An 18,824-nucleotide genomic window follows, 5' to 3' on the forward strand; every position below is an offset into this window, starting at 1 on the left:
GGGGAGTTAGCTAAGATAGGGGCTCACATCGCGGGCCATGCTCCTGAACAAGAGAATCGTCCATGTGCTCACGAACATCACGAAGGGTGAAAAAACCGGGAGCGCACGCGTCCGGCGTGCGTGTCTGGCGGGCGAGATGCCTGCGCTTGCCGGAGTATTTTGGGGAGTGAGGTCTTATGGAAACGAAACTCGTTGAGTATCGCGTGATTGACGGGATCGCCATCATGGAGTTGAGCGATCCCCCGGCCAACACATACACGTATGAAATGATGCGCCAGTTCGACGATGCGATTCTGGAGGCGCGGTTTGACGACAATGTGCATGTCATCATCGTCACTGGTGGGGGTGACAAGTTCTTCTGCGCGGGAGCCAACATTCGCATGCTGGCGGACGTGACGCCGCAGTACAAATATTATTTCTGCCTCCATGCCAACGAGACCCTGAACCGGCTGGAGCAAACACCGAAGCTGGTGATCGCGGCGCTCAACGGGCACACCGTCGGCGGAGGATTGGAGATTGCTCTGGCCTGTGATCTGCGCATCGCTCGCAAAGACAGCGGGAAGATCGGCCTGCCCGAAGTGACGTTGGGCGTGTTGCCGGGGACAGGGGGGACCCAGCGCCTCTCGCGCGTCATCGGCAAATCGCGAGCCATCGAGCTGATGGTCACCGGACGGCTTCTCACCTACGAAGAGGCGCTTCAGATCGGTCTCATCAACGACATCTTTCCCAGCGATAACTTCCTGGAGCGGGTGATTGATTATGCGCGACAGTTCGTCCCGCCGGCCAAGGCGAGTAAGGCCGTCGGCCATATCAAACGCGCCGTGCAGTCGGGCTGGGAGATGTCGTTGCATGATGGCCTGGCTCTGGAGCGGGAGTTGCAACAGCTCCTCTTTCAGAGCGAAGACGCCCGCGAAGGGCTCACCGCTTACGTCGAGAAGCGCAAGCCGACCTTCAAAGGGCGCTGAAGCGAAAAAGGAGCGCAGACTTTCGAGTCTGCGAAAGAAGCGCAGGCTGGAAAGCCTGCGCCACTTGACCTTCAGGTGATTGAGGCGTCTTCCTCAAACAGGCTGTTGACGTAGGCCTCGGGGGAGAACTCGATCAAATCGTCAATTCCTTCGCCGATACCTACCCAGCGGATGGGGATCTTCAGCTCTTTGGCGATGGCGACGATAATGCCGCCTTTGGCCGTGCCGTCGAGTTTGGTCAGGATGAGTCCGGTCACATTGACGGCGCGGGTGAACTGGCGTGCTTGTTCGAGTCCGTTCTGGCCGGTGATGGCATCGAGCACGAGCAGCACCTCGTGAGGGGCACCCGGGACTTCCCGAGCGGCCACGCGACACATCTTTTGCAGTTCGGCCATGAGATTGACCTTGGTATGTAATCGTCCGGCAGTGTCCACGATCACGATGTCCATCGCGCGCGCCTTGGCGGATTTGAGCGAGTCGAAGAGAACGGCAGCGGGATCGGTTCCCGGCTGTTGCTCGATCAACGGAACGCCGGCCCGTTCCGCCCAGATCGCCAGTTGATCGCTTGCGGCGGCGCGAAAGGTGTCCGCGCCGCAGAGGAGCACCTTCTGTCCCTGACTCTTGAAGCGGTATGCCAGTTTGCCGATGGTCGTTGTCTTCCCCGTCCCGTTGACGCCGACAATCAGGATGACGCGGGGACGTGATTCCGGCCCGGCGCCGGCCAGCGGTCCCGAGGAGGGGGTGGGAGTCCAGGCCTGGGTGAGAATGGCGAGCAGTTCGCGTTTAATGAGCTGTTTCAGTTCGCTCAGGTCGGTGAGGGCCTTTCTCTCCCACTCGGAACGGACCCGGTCCAGCAGTTCCATCGTCGTGCGCGGCCCGATGTCGGCGCCAAGCAGAATCTCCTCCAGGTATTCGAGCGAAGCGGGATCAATCTCTCCCCGGCTGCCGACGAGGTCCTGAAGCCGTTCGCTCAAGGACTGGCGCGTGCGGGCCACAGCTTGCCGGAATCTCTGCAAAAGACCCTGCGAGCGATCTCGACTCGCTGCCTCGTTCTGCGGGGCAGGCGGAGTGCTGTCGCTGAGCCCCGCCGGGGCCGACGGGTCATCTTTTTTTTGCTTCCAGAAGGCCATGTCCTCTCCTCGGTACCGGTTTCTTTTCACATGACGTGCAAAAGTAGCACTGGAGGACGCGGACGGTCAAATTGATTCGGCTTTCCGGTTCTGCTAAGATGCCGGTCTCGTATGAGGTCCGTTGGAGGAAGGCTTCTCATCATCGCTGCGGTCACGGCAGTCGCTGCTCTGGCCTGGGCCATGCACCAGCGTGAAAGGGAGAAAACCACCATGTCGGAGGTTGTCGGAAAGGTCACCGCCCCAGAGTTTCCCGAAGGGCTCCAGTGGCTCAACACGGCCCGCCCCCTCTCCTTGCGCGAACTTCGGGGGAAAGTCGTGGTGCTCGATTTCTGGACCTACTGTTGCATCAATTGCATGCACGTCATCCCTGAGCTGAAAAAGCTGGAGAAACGGTTCGAGAGAGAGCTTGTCGTCATTGGAGTCCACTCGGCCAAGTTCACCACCGAGAAAGACACCGAGAATATCCGGCAGGCCATTTTGCGTTACGAGATCGAGCACCCGGTGGTCAATGACAGTAATTTCCTCGTGTGGCGATTGTACGGAGCGCGCGCCTGGCCGACGATTGTGCTCATTGATCCTCAGGGGAAGATCGTCGGTCAGGTTTCGGGCGAGATCACGGCAGAAGCGTTTGGCGAGATCATCGCTCAGGTCATCCGCACATTTGACGCGCGAGGTCAGATTTCCCGCGAGCCGCTACGATTCCGGTTAGAGCGCGAGAAAGTTCCCGCCTCGGTTCTTTCCTTTCCGGGAAAGGTGCTGGCCGACGAGCCATCGCGCCGATTGTTCATCGCCGATTCGAATCACAATCGCATCGTGATCGTTTCTCTGGACGACCATTCGGTCCTCGATGTCATCGGTAGCGGCGAGGCCGGGCTCAAAGATGGATCCTTTGATGACGCCATGCTGAATCATCCTCAGGGGATGGCCCTCGATGGCGATATGCTGTACATTGCCGACACGGAGAATCATGCTCTCCGTCAGGCGGATCTGAAGAGGCGGACGCTCACGACTCTCGCGGGGACGGGGCAGCAGGCGCGTCGGTTTCTGACCGAAGGGGTGGGAACACAGATCGAGCTGAATTCTCCCTGGGATGTGGTCGTGCATGACGGTCGGTTGTACATTGCCATGGCGGGACCGCATCAGCTCTGGGCGATGGATTTGACGACACGTCGGCTGTGGGTTCATGCCGGGAGTGGTTACGAAGGACGCATTGACGGTCCGTTGCTGGAAGCGGCCCTGGCGCAGCCCAGCGGCATCACGACCGATGGAAAGCGCCTCTATTTTGCCGATAGCGAAGCGAGCGCCATTCGCGCCGCCGATTTCGATCCCGGCGGGCGCGTTGAAACGATCGTTGGCGAGGACCTCTTTGAGTTCGGTGACCGGGACGGAACGGGGTCGCGGGTTCGACTCCAGCATCCTCTGGGAGTCGTCTATCATGATGGCGTTCTCTACGTCGCCGACACCTACAACAACAAGATCAAAAAGATATTCCCGATGACGCGGACCGCGGTCACCTATCTCGGCACGGGCGACGGCGGATGGCGCGATGGGGAGAAACCGCTCTTTGATGAACCCGGCGGGTTGAGCATTGCCGGTGGCAAACTCTATATCGCCGATACCAACAATCACGTCATTCGCGTGGCCGATTTGAAGACGGGGATCGTGAGCACGATGGAATTGAAGGGACTGGAGAAGCTTCGCCCGAAGGCGAATCGCCTGGCCAGCCTCCGCGACGTCCTGCGGTTGCCCGAAGAACGGCTTGCGCCGGGACGGGGTGCTCTCGTGCTCTCGCTTCAGCTTCCTCGTGATCACAAACTCGCCGAAGGCGCTCCCTCTCAGGTCGTTCTCACGTCTGATCCGGCGGAGGCGATTCTCTTTGCCGAGGGTCAGTCATCTCTGACGATCACTCGGCCGCAGTTCCCTCTGACGGTTCCCCTCACCATCCGGGGGCAACCGGCGCGGCTGACCGTTGATCTGACGGTTTATTACTGTCGGCCAGGCCGGGAGGGTTTGTGCTTTTTCAAAGAAGCGCGACTGGAAGTTCCCGTCTCGGTTGCGGCGGACGGTTCGACTGCCGGCGCCTCGCGCCTTGCGCTCTCCTACACGGTGAAATAGGGAGAGGGAGCTTGCGCAGCGGCGGATCTCTCTCCCGCCCGGCGCCCTACAAGCGCCCGGTGACGAAATCCACAATATAGTCGGCCACGCTTTTGCCCTCGGTCCCTTTCTCCCGGCTCGTGATCAGATCACCATGGGCGAAGTTGGGGAATTTATCGGCTTTCACCTTGAGCTGATTGGACGGGATGCTCGTGCTGGCGCGATACGCGTTAAGAAGGAGCGTGAAGATGGCTTCGCCCGAGAAGATGGCCGCCCGTTGAACGAGTCCCTGACCGGCGCGAAGAGCGAGAACCGGGATGTTGACCCGCTTGTTCTCGGTCAAGGCGAGGACGCGCCCACCGTTAGCCATCATGGCGGCGCGCACGGCAGGGGAGAAGCGGCTGGCATCGAGACTCACAGCGATCCCCAACGATTCGAGGATGAGCCGTTGCGAGGTGAACCAGTCGAGGAAATTCGGTAGCCGCGTGGCGAGATCAGTGTGACCGGAGCCGTAGAGGAAGGTTCGGGCGAACAACCCGAAGTCGGTGGGTTCGGTTCCCCGGAGGCCGATGGCGCTTAAGTCCCTCAGCGAAGCCCAGCGATGGGGTGTCGCGCCGGGATTTCGGGGAGCGAAAATGCCGTTGGGATTGGCCGCCCGGGGATCATCGAATTTCAAGGCCACGTCGCCGGCGGTGCGGCCCGGCGGAACGGCGAGAAATCCGAGCGACCACCGCGCGAAGATCGTTTGCTGAAACTCATCATCCAGAGCCATCCCGAGCGCCGCTTCATTGGTGGCCGGAACGGGAACATAGGGAGGACCGATGGTCGTCGTTCCATCTTTGTCCCACAGGATGAGTTGTGCCGCCAGTTCGATCAATTGAAACGTGTAGGGCTCGAACGGGACTTTTCGTGGTGGCGCTCCGAACATGAGTGGAGGTTCTTCCAGAGCGGCGACGATGAACGGTTCGTGTCCGGCCTGTTCGGTCGCCGAGAGGTCGAATCGGCGCGTCGGCTGGCGCAGATTGAGCAGCCCGGCTACGGCTTGTTCCTTCAGCACGAAGACGGCATCGTTGGGAACGACGCCCCCGTTGAGATAGAGGTCATCGGAAATCGGATCAATCCGCACGGCGGCGCTCGGCGGAGCGGGGGCCAGAGTGAAATCGAGCAGGATGAGCCCGTTGATGAGCGTGTAGCCGGCCACGCCATCGAAATTGTAGGCGGCGAATTGCTGCGCCATGGCAGCGCCCAGGAAATCACCGCCCAGAAAAACCGTCCCTGCGGCGCCGACGCGCGACCGCGCCAGATCAACGATTGCCTTCACGTCACGCAGATGGACATCCAGCCCCCATTCGGCGAGAAATCGGCTGACGGCGAAGGGATTGCTGGCGATGTATCCTCCGCGCCCGGCGGGATGGTCAGTGTAGGCGGCCAGGGCGGCCAGGGTCGCCTCACGGGTGGCTGCCATTTCTGCCGTGATCATGGCCGTGGCGTCTTCGAGCAAATTCGTGCGCCGATCAACAGCCCAGAATTCGATCTCTCCCCCCGACGACGTCACCACGTCAGAGGCGAGTATGGCAAAGCTATTGGCTCCTGCCGCAACGCCCGGAAGCATGACGACGATCGAGCGGGGAGGCGCCGCATCGGGGCGATTTCGGTCATAAAACCGGAGGGCGATCGCCTTGTTGAGGTTGATCGTCCCGTCGGAGTCTCGCGCGGCCGGGTCGGTGATGGCCTGGGCAAGCTGCGCATCAATGGGAACGTTGGGGGGCGTGTTCGGTTCGTTGTACCCGTCAATGACGATTCGCTCGGTGGCGACGACAACCTCCGCTCGCCTGCTCCGGGCGGAAGGAGACGGTGGGAAAATCAGGCACAAGCAGATCACACTGATCAAGCCCGATCGCATCATAACTCCTCCGATAATCATCTCCCAACGGATGAAAGGTCCCAATGGATCAACCATCCGTTGGCACTTTTTATCCGTTGGCGAACTCATTTTTCCTCCCTCGTGGCGTGCATGAGCGCATGGGCGATTTCCTCGAAAATCGCTGGGAGCGCACGCTGCCGGCGTGCCCGTTGAAGCTGAAGGCCAGGCCCGCTCGAAGCGGGCGCTCCGGCATTTTTCATCGTTTCCGGGCGCAAGCCCTCGGTGCATGACCAACTGCTCGCCCGGCCTCGTCCCTTCGTTTCATGTCCCGATGTGGTCGAGACGGGATGAACGCTGGACTCAGAACAGGAGCTTAATGCCAAATTGAATCTGACGGGCGGCGAAAGCTCCTCGATACCGGTCGGGCGTGACGATAAACCGCCCGTCCTTTTTGGGTGGCAAGGGCGTTCCCGGCAGAAAGACGCGACCGAATTCGGAAATGTTGACGCGATTGAAAAGGTTGAACGACTCCAGGATGAGTTGCGCTGTGATCCGGTCGCCGAGCGACAGCGTGCGCACAAGTCGCGCATCCACATTGGCATATCCGGGCGAGATGCCGACATTGCGGCCCAGGCTGGCGGGCCGATCTCCCGGGGGAATATCGCCATCGCCGTTGAGGTCAACGCCGGCGAGCAGGTTATACGGCCGACCGCTCGTGAGCGTGACGATCGTCGAGAACGTATAGCCGCGCACGAGCCAATGCTTCCCATAGTCGAGATCCCACAGACCGCTCAGGACCGCACGATGGCGAGCATCCTGGAGCGAGAGCGCGCGTTCCCCTCGGAGATTCAGCGGATTGCCCGTCTCCTGATTCTCGACGCGCCAGTCCACGAAATCATCAATCGCTTTTGAGAACGTGTAGTGGGCGCGAAAACTGAGTTTCCGACTCATCCGACGTTCCACGGCCACCGTGAGGCCGTGATAGTAACTGTCGCCGGAACTCTCGAACTGATAAATTTCCGGCCGTCCCGGAAAAACCCGACCGCAGGTGGCCGGAATCGGCCCGCAGGTGGGATTCACAATGGGATTGAGATTGCGGCTGAGGAAAAGATGCAGCCCTCGAACCATCTGATAGGTGAGGGAGACGGCCAGATCGGGTGTGACGAGGTAATTCACCCCGATGGTGGATTGATGAGCGTAGCCGTTCTTGAAACGAGGGTCAGCGGCGAAGATGCGGCCCAGTTCGCCAACGCTGGGGAGATCGCGCGGAACCCGGCCTTCGGGAAAGCGAAAGCCCGGTTGCAGAAATCCCAGCAGCGAGAAGGGAAAAGGAAGGACCGGCGTTTGGATCTTCGTTCCATTGACGATGCGCACGGCGAACATCGGGCCGAGCTGCACCGAGCCGTAGAAGATTCCGTAGGCTCCATGGACGAGAATTTTCCCCCTCCCCGTCGGATCCCAGGCCACCGCCAGGCGCGGATTGGAATTGTTCCCGCCGCTCGAAGGGAACGGAGGAGGGAATGTCTGTCGGTCGAAACGGTAACCGAGCTTGAGGGTGAGGGTGGACCGAAGGCGGATGTCGTCCTGAGCGTACCATGAGAAATAGACCGAGGAGAGCGTATCGCTCCCATCGCCGAAACCCTGAACGAAGGCCGCCGGTATGGGACGATGTCCGAGATCGGGGATCGGGGCCGAGAAGCCCGGGAAGAGGATCGGCAGATTCTCGCCGAGAAAATTCAAAAACTCGATCTGATCGCGCGTGCGGCGCGAGGGGGCGAAGGCCTGAAGGGCGGTGAACGCCGGCCCGGAAATGGCGCTGAAATCCAGACCCTGGAAGAGGACCTGGCCTCCGAACAGGATGGGGATGGATGTCGTCCCCGGAGGGGCTTCCCCGCGATACCAATCCAGACCCATTTTCAAGCGGTGTCGGCCTGATGTCACCGAGAAATTGTTCACGACCTGCCAGAGGACTTCCGTGCGCGGCTGGGGCAAGAGTGCTCCTCGACCGAAGACGATCACTTCCGGCGTCTCGAAGATTCGGACTTCGGGCCCTCCGGTGGGATCGAGCGGGTCCACGGTCTGTCTTCGATGGGCGAACATGAAGCGGGTTTCGTTGATGATGGAGGGCGAGATGATCCAGGTGTTTCCCGCGCTCAGCGTGTGATCGCGGAGCCGACCGACGCCGCCGTTGGATTCGGCCACCAATCCTCCCCAGGGTTCCAGCGATCCGTTGTAGCCGCGCGCCAGATTGTAGCGAACCCAGAGCGTATCGTTCGGACCGAGTTGAAAGTCTCCCCGCGCCAGACCCATACTGCTCGCTTCGGAAAAAGGAAGATCGCCGCGCCGAATCACCGAGGGAGGGAAGCCGAGCGCCTGAGCCGCCTCGACGATCTGCGGATTGATGGTCACCTGATGCGTCGCCGACAGCGTCAATCGCTCGAAGGAACCGAAGAAGAAATGGCGATCTCTCCGGATCGGGCCGCTCAGCGTGCCGCCGAACTGAACCTGTTGAAAGGGGGGATTGGTGACGGCGAAGGCATTTCGGGCGTTGAGCGCCCGCGTGCGAAGGAAGCTGAAAATCGTGCCGCGAAAATCATTCGTTCCCCCGCGGGTGACGATGTTGATGACTCCTCCGATGGCCCGACCGAATTCCGCCGAGTAACTGCTGTTGACCACCTGAAATTCACGGATGGCTTCCTGGCTGAAGGTCGAACGCACCGAGCTGGAGCCATAGTCGTTGTTGTCCAGCCCATCAATGGTGATGTTATTCTGTCGGGCGCTTTGACCGTTGAAGCTGAGTCCGCTGGTCGCCGCCGCTCCCTGAGCGGGCATCCGATCGGGCGTGACGCCGGCCGTCGTCAGCGTGAAGTCGAGAAAATTTCGCCGATTAATGGGCAGTCCGTCAATCTGGCGTTGATCAATCGTCGTTGACGATTGCGTCCGCGTGGGCTCGACCAGAGGGACATCGGCCATCACCTCGATGACCTCGGTCGTCGCCGCGGGAGAAAGAGTAAACGGGACGACTGCTTCTTGTCCCACCGTCAGAGAGACATTGCGCACCACCTGAGCGGCGAACCCCGGATGCGCCGCCGTGACCGTGTATGTTCCCGGCGGGAGTAAGGCGATGACGTAGGTGCCGTCTTCGCCCGTCAAGGCGGTGCGCGTGAACTTCGTGGCGATATTTGTCGCCGTGACCGTCGCTCTCACAATCACGGCGCCTGTGGGATCTGTCACTGTTCCGCTGAGGCTGGCCGTCGTCGCTCCTGCCGACTGCCCGGATGCGCCCCCCACGAGCACACATCCGACCATAAACACGCTCAGGGTGACATAGAGTCGGCAACACGTCCTGTCCCGTGATCGTCGCATCTGGAATCCCTCACCGGGCCGTTACTTTAGTGTTGCGGTCGGACGATGTCAATCGTCGGGACCCAAGGTCGCACGAGGGATTCACATGCCGGATTCGCGGGGGAATCGGTCACCGATCTTCCAAAGAGGGCGTTAGAGCGTCCCTTTGACGAAGTCAAGGATGGCTTGAGCGACGGTTCGTCCGAAGGCCTCCGGATCGGTTCCGGTGAGAAGATCACCATGGGCGAAGCTGGGCAGCATCGCATGGACAAATTGTGGGCTGGCGATGCTGGAACGGTAGAGAGTGAAGGGAAGCGAGCCCACCGTCGGCGGGAAGAGACCCTGTCGGGCCTGAAGCGCCAGCACGGGAACCGCCACCCGCCGGTTTTCTGTGAGCGCGGGAAGATTCCCCCCACGTGCCGTCACAACAGCGACGACCTCTGGCGAGAGCTTCTTCACGTTCAACTCCGACATCTTGAGGATGTCAAGGAGAAGCCGCTGCGGGCTATACCATTCGGTGAAGTTGGCCTGGCGCTCCGTGAGGCCTGACCCATCCCCCGTGAGAAAAGAGCGGGCGACCGTCTCCAGATTCGACGGCTCAGGACCAACAACGAAACTGGAACTGATGGCTTTCAGGTTTCTGACCGCCGCCCAGGTGTGAACGGGAGTCCGCCCATCTTTCGCCGGAGTGAGAGCCTTCGGCGTGTAGAGTCCATTGGGATTGACTCCGGCGGGATCGGTCGTCTTTTCTGCTATGGCCGAAACCGGTTGGCCGGATGGAGGCTGAAGGAATCCCACGGAGAATCGCGCCAGCGGCTGGGCCTGGAACTCATCATCCACGATCAATCCGAATGCGGCTGCGTGACTGGCCGGAACGGGGACAAGAGAGGGAACGATCTGATGGAGGTTGGAAGCTCCTTCGGGATTAATCAGGGCACAAAGAGCGGCGATCTCCAGGAGCTGAAAATGGTAGGGACCGAGAGGTTGAGAGACAAACGGTTCATCGCCGGATTTCTCAGGATTGCGCAGGGCATTCACGCCAGCCAGATATTGGTCGTCGGTGAGCAGTGCATGGGCTCCCGGCACCGCCGTTCCATCGAGCAGAATGAGTCCATCAATGAGCGTGTGGCCGGCACGCCCCTCGAAGTTGTAGGCTGCAAAGGCTTGCACAAGAAAGGCTCCCAGCGAGTGTCCGCCCAGGTAGACGCGCGCTCCCTTTACCTTTCTCGCTTCCTCGACGATGGCCTTGAGATCCCGGACATGCACATCCAGTCCCCACTCGCTCATGAACCGGCTGACCTCGCCAAAGGGATGAGTGGCGATGTATCCTCCGGGTCCGTCGGGATGGTTGGAGTAGTAATCGAGCGCGTCACGGGCGGCGGCCTCCGTGCCGGCGTGTTCGGCCCGAACCATTGCCGTCAGGTCTTCGAGCAGATTGGATCGGCGGTCAACGGCCCATACTTCCGTAGCGCCGCCAGATAACGTCACAATCTGCGTGGCCAGCGGACGAAATGAATTGGCGCCACTGGCGAAACCGGGCATGAGGATGATGATCTCGCTCGGAGGATCCGTGCGGTTCCGGTCGAAAAATCTCACATAGATGGCCTGATTGAGATTGACCACGCCATCCCTGATGGCGTCAGGATCCGTGATCGCCGCCCGCAAGGCATCGCTTATTGGAACATTGGGCGGTGTGTTTGGCTCGTTATATCCCGGGATGACGTGACGCTCGCTTGTGACCTCAACGGTTGCCCGGGCCGTTCTTTGCGTCCAGGACGCTGACAGAAGCAGCCCGATCAAGCACCCCCAAGCGGTGAGCTTTCTCAAAATTCGTGGTCTTGGATCCATGACGGTTCTTTCTCCGGTTTCACCTGTTTGCATCATTACCCCTTTATCCAGCGGGTAGCGCAGCCTTTCCAGCCTGCGCTTTTCGCATTCGCCTCATTCACCTTTATATGGTGCGGTAAAGTGCTCGTTTGATCCCTCCCCCACCGATTTACATCCACCGGATAGTTTAGACGCCCTCGCCATGTCTGCTGTGTTGCCCGCGGATTTATCTCCAGCAGTTTGCCGTTTGAGACGGCAAACAGAGTGAACGCGTCAGGCACGCACACCTCTCTTTCGGAGACGGAGCGTTAACCGCCACACGAGATTATTACTCTCCCGCTCGCGGGCTCGGCTTCTGCCTCCCACGCCCGCGATCCGTCACGTCGAGCGGTGATGGTTCGTCTCGGTTAGAGCCGACCCGATGCGAAGTCCACGATGTAATCGGCGACGCTTTTCCCTTCGGTTCCTTTTGCCGTGCTGGTGTAGAGGTCACCGTGAGCGAAGGTTGGGAATTGTGTTGCTTTGATCTTGATCCGGTCGGCGGCGATGCTCGTACTCTGCCGGTAGGTATCCAGGAGCGAGGTGAAGATCTGTTCGGCGGTGAAGAAGAACTGTCCCTGAATGAGGCCCTGACCGGCGCGAATGGCCAGTACGGGGATGTTCACCCGACGATTTTCAGTCAGAGCCAGTCCGGGACTTCCGTTGGCCACGAGTGCTGCGCGGACGGCAGGGGAGAAGCGCGAGGCGTCAAGAGTTGGAGCGATGCCGAATGTATCGAGCAGCAGCCGCGTGGGCATGTACCATTCCAGATAGTTGGGCTGCCGATCCGCCAGCGTCGTCCGTCCCGATCCGTAGAGAAAGGAGCGGGCCACCGTTTCCAGGTCTGACGGCTCCGTTCCCTGCAGGCCAATCGTCGAGAGATCTTTCAGTCGCGTCCACCGCTGAGGCATCGAACCGAGGTCCCGAGGCGCGAAGAGACCATTCGGGTTTGCTCCAGCCGGGGGTCCCGGATCCGACTGTCTCACGGCGATGTCGGAGAGAGTGCGCCCGGTGGGGATGCGCAGGAAACCGATTGAGGAACGGGCGGGGTTCACCTGCTGAAATTCATCATCCACACTGAGGGCGAAAGCCGCTTCGTTCGTCGCGCGCACGGGGACGTAGGGCGGACCGACCGTCGTTTCCCCCTCAGGATCCCAGAGTGAAAGTTGAGCGGCAATTTCGATGAGTTGCAGGGCGTAAGGATCAATGGGAAGGAGCCGCGATGCGCCAAATATCGGTGAAGGCTGTTTCTGTGCGCCCACGAGAAACGGTTCATCTCCGGCCGCCGTTGTGTCGTTGATATTGAAGCGACGTTGGGGATGGCGCAGCCGATTCACACCGGTAACCACCTGCGAGCGGAGGATGAGGTTGGGGCTGTCGGGAACCGTGCCGCCGTTGAGATAAATCTCATCGGGGATCGGGTCCACTCGAATGAGGGCCCCGGTTGCACTCGGTGCAAGTGAAAAGTCAAGGAGGATGAGTCCATCAATTAGGCGGAAGCCGGCGATGCTGTCGAAATTATAGGCGGCGAATGCCTGAGCCATCGCGGCTCCGAGAAATCCCCCGCCGAGAAAGATTTTGCCCGACGGGCCCACGCGCGACCGCGCTTCGGCGACAATGGTGCGGGCATCTCGCAGGTGGACATCCAATCCCCATTCGGCCATGAAGCGGCTCGCCTCAAAAGGAGCATTGGCCAGGTATCCTCCGCGCCCTGCCGGATGATCGGTGTAGGCTGCAAGAGCTGTGAGCGATGCTTCTCGTGTTGCCTGCGATTCGGCGGCGATCATGGCCGTCGCATCCTCCAGCAAATTGCTGCGCCGATCAATAGCCCAGCATTCGATCTCTCCGCCGGAGGATCTCACGATCTCCGACGCGAGAATCGCGAGGCTGTTGGCACCGGCGAGGAGATCGGGCAGGAGAATGACGATGGTCCGGGGCGGTGTCGGGCGCTCGATGGCGAAAAAGCGAACGAAGATCGCTTTGTTGAGAGTGATCGTGCCGTCGGGAGCACGGGCCACCGGATCGGTGATCGCCTGGGCCAGAGCGGGGCTGATGGCCACGTTCGGCGGCGTATTCGGTTCGTCGTATCCCTCAAGAACAATTCGTTCTTGGGAAACGGTGATTCCCTCCTGAACGGCCGGACGACGTCCCATCACGACGTTCAAGGGGAGGAGAAGGAGAAGAAGTATCTCGATACGTTGGCGTTTCACAGACACAATTTCCCCCTAACGAGATGGCGGTGGTCACAGCGGACATGCTAGGGGGTTCTCCACCTGGTGTCAAGAAAGGGGGGAACCGCGGACTTTCGAGGTTGCCGCACGGGAAGGGCCCGCGCTCTAAATCCCTCATCTGTCGGCCGCATCTGTCGTGCCTGATGGCGTGTTTCGAGGAGTTCCCCGCGCGCAAGGTGCAGTGGTGGGATTCCCGCTGGGCGTGTGGTAAAAGCGGCTCTTCCGTTATACACTTCTTGGCCGGTAGACCGATGATGGACAGAGACCGATGAGGAGGTGGCAGGTAATAATCCCGGGCGCACCGAGTGATACTCAACGCCCTTTCGACCTACCACGACCGGATGGATCGAGCGAAAATCTACTCAGCAGAGATCTGCAGTGAGGATGATGAGAGATGCAGCCGTATCGGATGGCTCCTCTGGCCTTTGTCTTGGTTGTGGGGGGATCAATTCAGTGGTCTGAGGAGATGGTGTCGGTCACTGACAGTCATCAAAATCGCGTCGCTCGGCATCTGGTGTTGTGCCTGGACGGGGTGAGCTATGCGACGGTCGAGAAGATGATGAGCGAGGGACATTTTCGTCGGTTCAACAAGCCGGCGCGACTGATCGCGCCTTTTCCCACGCTGACCAATCCCGGATTCATCGAGATTCTTGAGCCGCTCGGCCCGCCGCTATCCCGGGGATATGAGGATTACTACTACGATCCGCCCTCCCGAAAGATGAAGGGGGGCTTTCTCGCGCGGTTTCGTCGTCGGACGTTCATCGAAGGCACCTTTCGCGAGCTATTCGATTATCATCCTTCGGGTCTGGCGATGACGCTGGAGTATGCGGTGCCGCCGCTCAGCCCCTGGATCGAAGCGCGGCTGTCACTGGCCCGGGCCATCGGGAAGTTTCACGCCTCCGACGGGCCGATTTTCATCGCCTATATCAGCTCCACGGATCCGCTGGCGCATGTCGGCGGAGAGAGATGGGTGCGGAGCTTCCTGGCTCACGTTGATCGGGTGCTGGACAAGCTCATCGCTGAATCCGGCGGGCATGTTCAGGTGACGATTGTATCCGATCATGGCAATCACTTCACCAAATACCGGCGGGTTGATCTGAGCGTCGCTTTGCGAGCTGACGGATTTCAGGTCGAGCGGCGTGTGACGACGGAGCGAAGCGTGGTTCATCCCCGATACGGGCTGGTGGGGTGCGCCGTCCTCTACACGGCTGAGGCCAACGAACCTCGCGTGGCCGAAGTCGTCGCTCAGGTGCCGGGCGTGGACTTCGCTGCCTACAAACGCGGCGATCTCATTTATGTCGTGAGTCGGCAGGGTCGCGCCCGCATCGAACGGCGCGGGGACCGCTATCGCTATCTGGTGTTTCAGGGCGATCCGCTGGGACTGCAACCGATCCTGGATGAGCTGCGCGCCCGGGGGCGCGCCGATGCCGATGGGTTCGTCGCCGATGCCGATCTCTTTGCCGCCACACAGGCCCACGCCTATCCCGATCCGCTTCGCCGCCTGTGGGAGGGGTTGACCAACTACGTGGCGCATCCGGCCAATGTGATCGTGAGTTTGCAGGAGGGCTACTACGAGGGAAACGATCTGCTGGACCTGCTGGCCGCTCTCCGCGCCACTCACGGAAGCATGCGCCAGTCGCAAACCGATGGCGTCATCCTCACGACGATGAGGAGTCTCCCCGACGTTCTGCGAGCACGCGACGCAGGACAATTGTTGTTCGGGGATGCGACGCCCGGGACGAAAGGCCGTTGAGCAAAGGCATCTCTCCCGCCGGGATGACTCCGAAAATCACCGCGGATGGACACGGATCAACACGGATCATCTCGCCCCCTTCGTGTTCATCTGGAGTGACATTGTGATCGTTTCGGGAGCGACCGTCCTCCCGAAGAACTCTTCCTCATGGTGTCAGGCGCATCGTCTCAGAAGCCCGACCTCTTCAGCGGCGGATTCTGCTGATCGGAATGGGTGCTTGACGCGGTCAGAGGGCGCATGATAGTTTCAGGCACGCGTGTGAGTGCCCGGCAGACAGGTTGTCTGCGATTGGGGAGAGCGCCGGGAACCCACTCGGTTTGGATCAGGCTCACCGGCGCGGGGGAGTCATGAGAGGACGTACGGGGTTTGTTATCGGTGTCCTCAGTATTCTCGTCGTCGCATCCTGCGCGAGTCCGGATCCGTACTTCGGGAAGACGGATCCTCCTTCATCGCTGGTGCTGCGCGTGGGCTTGGGAGCGGAGCCGGTCTCGCTCGATCCTCATACGGCTCCTGGTGCGCCGGAGGAACAGATCATTCTCAATCTCTTCGAGGGGCTGACCGAGTACGATCCGATCACATTGGAACCCGTTGCCGGCGTGGCCGAGCGCTGGGAAGCCGACTCGCGGGCGACACGGTTTCGCTTCTTTCTCCGGCCTACGGCGCGGTGGAGTAATGGCCGCCCCGTGACAGCCAGCGATTTCGTCTATTCCTGGAGACGCGCGCTGGCGCCGGAGACGGCGTCGCCGACGGCCTCCTTGCTTTACTACATCAAAAATGCCGAAGGCTACAACACCGGCAAAGTCCGAATTCGTGATCGGAGGACCGGCCGGTTCCTCACCGATCAATACGGCGGCGACCTCCTGGTGAAACCCGATGATCTTCGCCCGGAGCGATTGCAAATAATCCGCGAGCTGGTTCAAGCAACGGAGGGAATTCCTTTTGAAATCGCCGAGCGCAAAGAGAATGGGGGATCGGTCACCGTGACGTTGCGAAATTCTCTTTCCGGCGCCGTCCTCACTCGGGGGAGCGGAGAGCCGTTGGTCGTCGCGGCTGAGGATGTGGGACGACTGGAATTCTATCGGGTCCTTGTGCACCGACTGGAGCGCACGTCCTGGGAGGCCGTTGCCGTTCAGGCGGACGACGTCGGCGTGCGGGCTTTGGATGAGCAGACGCTGGAGGTGGAGACGCATTATCCCACCGCCTTCTTTGTGAAGTTGACCATGACCCTGCCCTATCGTCCCGTGCCGATCGAAGCGGTGACGCGCTGGGGACGGGACTGGACCCGTCCTGAGCATATCGTGACCAACGGCCCGTTCACGCTGGCGGGATGGAAGCCAGGACAGGCCGTGGAACTTCGGCGAAGTCCGACCTACTGGGACGCCGGTCGCGTTCGATTGGAACGAGCGATCTACTACACCACGGAGGATTACACGACTCTGGTCAATCTCTACAAAAGTGGAGAGGTGGATGCTCTGACGAGTGGTCTGCTCCCGCCCTATGCCATCCGGATGCTGAAGACGAAGCGGGATTACCAGACGGGACCCTATCTGCTGAGCTATTATCTGCTGGTCAATGTCACCCGGCCGCCGTTGAGCGACAGGCGCGTGCGACAGGCACTGGACATGGCCCTCGATAAGGAGCAGATTTGCCGGCGGGTGCTGGGTGCCGGACAGCAGCCGCTCACCAGCTTGACGCCGAGTGACTTCGGCGGGAGCTATCCGCGACCTCGCGGGCCGAGTTACGATCCCCGGCGGGCGCGGGAGTTGATGGCTGAGGCGGGTTATCCCGATGGTCGCGGTGTGCGCCTCCGCTACCTGTTCAACAGCGGCCTGCTGCACACACAGATTGCCGAAGCCGTTCAAGCTCAGTGGCAGCGCGTCTTCCCCGCCATCTCCGTCGAACTGGTGAACCAGTCCTGGCAGGTCTATCTCTCCAGCCTTCAGCTTCGGGATTACGATGTGGCCAAGCGAAGCTGGTCGGCCGATTATAATGATCCCCTGAGCTTTCTCGAGACCATGCTCTCGACCAATGCCAATAATCAGAGCGGATGGGCCAGCAGCGAATATGATCGGCTCATCTGGCGGGGGAACACCGAACCCGATCCCGCCCGGAGAATGCAGCTTCTGGCCCGCGCCGAGCAAATTCTCCTGGCCGACCAGCCGATCATTCCCATCTACGCTTCCGTCTCCACGCTGCTGGTCAAGCCGTATGTTCGAGGGTGGACGGCTAACCTTCTGGACCGGCATCCGCTGCGATTTGTTTCGCTGGAGAGCGAGCCCCGGATGGCGCGGGCTCACCGCTAGAGAGCTATGCTCGGATTCGTTGCGCGGCGGCTTGTCCTGACGATCCCGCTCGTTTTCCTCATCGTGACGGTGACGTTCGCGCTGTTGCGTCTGGCGCCGGGAAATCCCCTGGCCCGCGAGCGGGCGATGCCGCCGGAGATTCGCGCGAATCTCGAACGCTTTTATGGCCTGGATCGGCCGTGGTACGAGCAGTACATCAATTACCTTCGCGGTGTCATTCGCGGAGACCTCGGACCGTCGTACCGGTATCGCGAGGTCACGGTCAATGAGATCATCAGCCGGGGTCTGCCGGTTTCGGCTCGCCTCGGAGTGTTAGCTTACGCTATCGCGCTCCTCGTGGGCATTCCCTGTGGAATTCTGGCAGCGGTGCGAGCCTCTTCGTGGGTGGCCCAACTGCCGCTGGCTCTCGCGGTGCTGGTGTTGAGTGTGCCTAATTTTGTTCTCGGTCCGCTGCTCGTGCTGCTTTTCGCGTTAACCTGGTACTGGCTTCCCCCGGCGGGATGGGGAGAATGGCGACATTACGTTCTCCCGGTGATCACTTTGTCCTCGGGATATATCGGCATCATCGCCCGACTCACGCGCAACGGTCTGCGCGAGATCCTGAGTCAGGACTACATTCGCGCCGCGTATGCTAAGGGCGTCCCGGGGTCCGACGTCATTCTCAGGCATGCGCTCAGGCTGGCGCTCGTTCCCGTCCTTTCCTTCACGGGACCGTCGCTGGCCTTTCTGGTAACGGGAACCGTCGTGGTCGAGCAAATATTTGCCCTCCCGGGTCTGGGATCGTTTTTCGTTCAGGCGGCCTTTCATCGTGACTACACGGTCGTGCTGGGCGTGGTGCTGTTTACTTCACTCGTGCTCATTGTCCTCAATCTCCTGGTGGATGTGGCCTATGCCGTCGTGGACCCTCGGATCAGTTTCACCGAGAGGAACCGTCGCTGATCGCCGGAGATGGCTATGAACAACACCTTCGGTCCGCATCGTCGGCGGGATCATCCCTGGCGCCGCTTTTGCCGGAACAAGCTCAACGTCATCAGCCTCGTTTTCGTCCTCGCCGTTGTTCTGGCGACGATCGTGGGGCCGAGTCTTCTTCCTTTCCGTTATGATGAAACCGATATCGAACTCGGCCTCTCGCCGCCGTCCTGGAGGGCGGGACATCCGCTGGGAACCGATATTTTAGGACGTGATCTGCTGGCTCGTTTGCTCTATGGGGGCCGGCTGTCTCTGCTGGTGGCACTGGTGGCCACGACGATTTCGCTGGGGATCGGTGTGTGCT

11 protein-coding genes are annotated in these 18,824 nt (G+C 60.6%); 6 read left to right on the forward strand and 5 right to left on the reverse strand.

What is annotated here, in order from left to right; all coding sequences use genetic code 11:
- The first annotated feature begins 176 nt into the window (after window positions 1-176).
- The gene (locus tag VNM72_13525) at window positions 177-965 is read left to right on the forward strand and encodes an enoyl-CoA hydratase/isomerase family protein (GenBank protein ID HXF06417.1); all 789 of its coding nucleotides are present in this window, start codon (window positions 177-179) and stop codon (window positions 963-965) included.
- 71 nt (window positions 966-1,036) lie between these two features.
- Here the strand turns inward: VNM72_13525 and ftsY are convergent, their stop codons facing one another.
- Window positions 1,037-2,095, reverse strand: a complete 1,059-nt coding sequence (ftsY, locus tag VNM72_13530; GenBank protein ID HXF06418.1) for a signal recognition particle-docking protein FtsY — start codon at window positions 2,093-2,095, stop codon at window positions 1,037-1,039.
- A 111-nt stretch (window positions 2,096-2,206) separates the two neighbouring features.
- On the opposite strand from ftsY, the gene VNM72_13535 reads away from it, so the two are divergent.
- The gene (locus VNM72_13535) at window positions 2,207-4,210 is read left to right on the forward strand and encodes a thioredoxin-like domain-containing protein (GenBank protein HXF06419.1); all 2,004 of its coding nucleotides are present in this window, start codon (window positions 2,207-2,209) and stop codon (window positions 4,208-4,210) included.
- Window positions 4,211-4,256: 46 nt separating this feature from the next.
- Here VNM72_13535 and VNM72_13540 read toward each other — a convergent pair whose 3' ends face one another.
- The 4 genes from VNM72_13540 to VNM72_13555 form a co-directional block, all read right to left on the reverse strand.
- Window positions 4,257-6,095, reverse strand: a complete 1,839-nt coding sequence (locus VNM72_13540; protein ID HXF06420.1) for a hypothetical protein — start codon at window positions 6,093-6,095, stop codon at window positions 4,257-4,259.
- A gap of 318 nt (window positions 6,096-6,413) precedes the next feature.
- A complete protein-coding gene (locus VNM72_13545; GenBank protein HXF06421.1) occupies window positions 6,414-9,419 on the reverse strand; it encodes a TonB-dependent receptor in 3,006 nt (1,001 codons plus the stop codon).
- 132 nt (window positions 9,420-9,551) lie between these two features.
- A complete protein-coding gene (locus tag VNM72_13550; protein HXF06422.1) occupies window positions 9,552-11,246 on the reverse strand; it encodes a hypothetical protein in 1,695 nt (564 codons plus the stop codon).
- A gap of 386 nt (window positions 11,247-11,632) precedes the next feature.
- The gene (locus VNM72_13555) at window positions 11,633-13,474 is read right to left on the reverse strand and encodes a hypothetical protein (protein ID HXF06423.1); all 1,842 of its coding nucleotides are present in this window, start codon (window positions 13,472-13,474) and stop codon (window positions 11,633-11,635) included.
- Between the two features lie 415 nt (window positions 13,475-13,889).
- Here VNM72_13555 and VNM72_13560 point away from each other — a divergent pair, with 415 nt between their 5' ends.
- The 4 genes from VNM72_13560 to VNM72_13575 form a co-directional block, all read left to right on the forward strand.
- Window positions 13,890-15,248, forward strand: a complete 1,359-nt coding sequence (locus tag VNM72_13560; GenBank protein HXF06424.1) for a hypothetical protein — start codon at window positions 13,890-13,892, stop codon at window positions 15,246-15,248.
- A 347-nt stretch (window positions 15,249-15,595) separates the two neighbouring features.
- Window positions 15,596-17,551 carry a peptide ABC transporter substrate-binding protein gene (locus VNM72_13565; GenBank protein HXF06425.1) on the forward strand — a complete coding sequence of 652 codons (1,956 nt, stop codon included), beginning with the start codon at window positions 15,596-15,598 and terminating at the stop codon, window positions 17,549-17,551.
- A 6-nt stretch (window positions 17,552-17,557) separates the two neighbouring features.
- Window positions 17,558-18,490 (forward strand): ABC transporter permease subunit, encoded by a 933-nt coding sequence (locus VNM72_13570; protein ID HXF06426.1) that lies wholly within the window; start codon window positions 17,558-17,560, stop codon window positions 18,488-18,490.
- 9 nt (window positions 18,491-18,499) lie between these two features.
- Window positions 18,500-18,824: hypothetical protein (locus tag VNM72_13575; GenBank protein HXF06427.1), on the forward strand; the 325-nt coding region annotated here is incomplete at its 3' end.

The organism is Blastocatellia bacterium (assembly GCA_035573895.1).
Lineage (GTDB): Bacteria > Acidobacteriota > Blastocatellia > HR10 > HR10 > DATLZR01.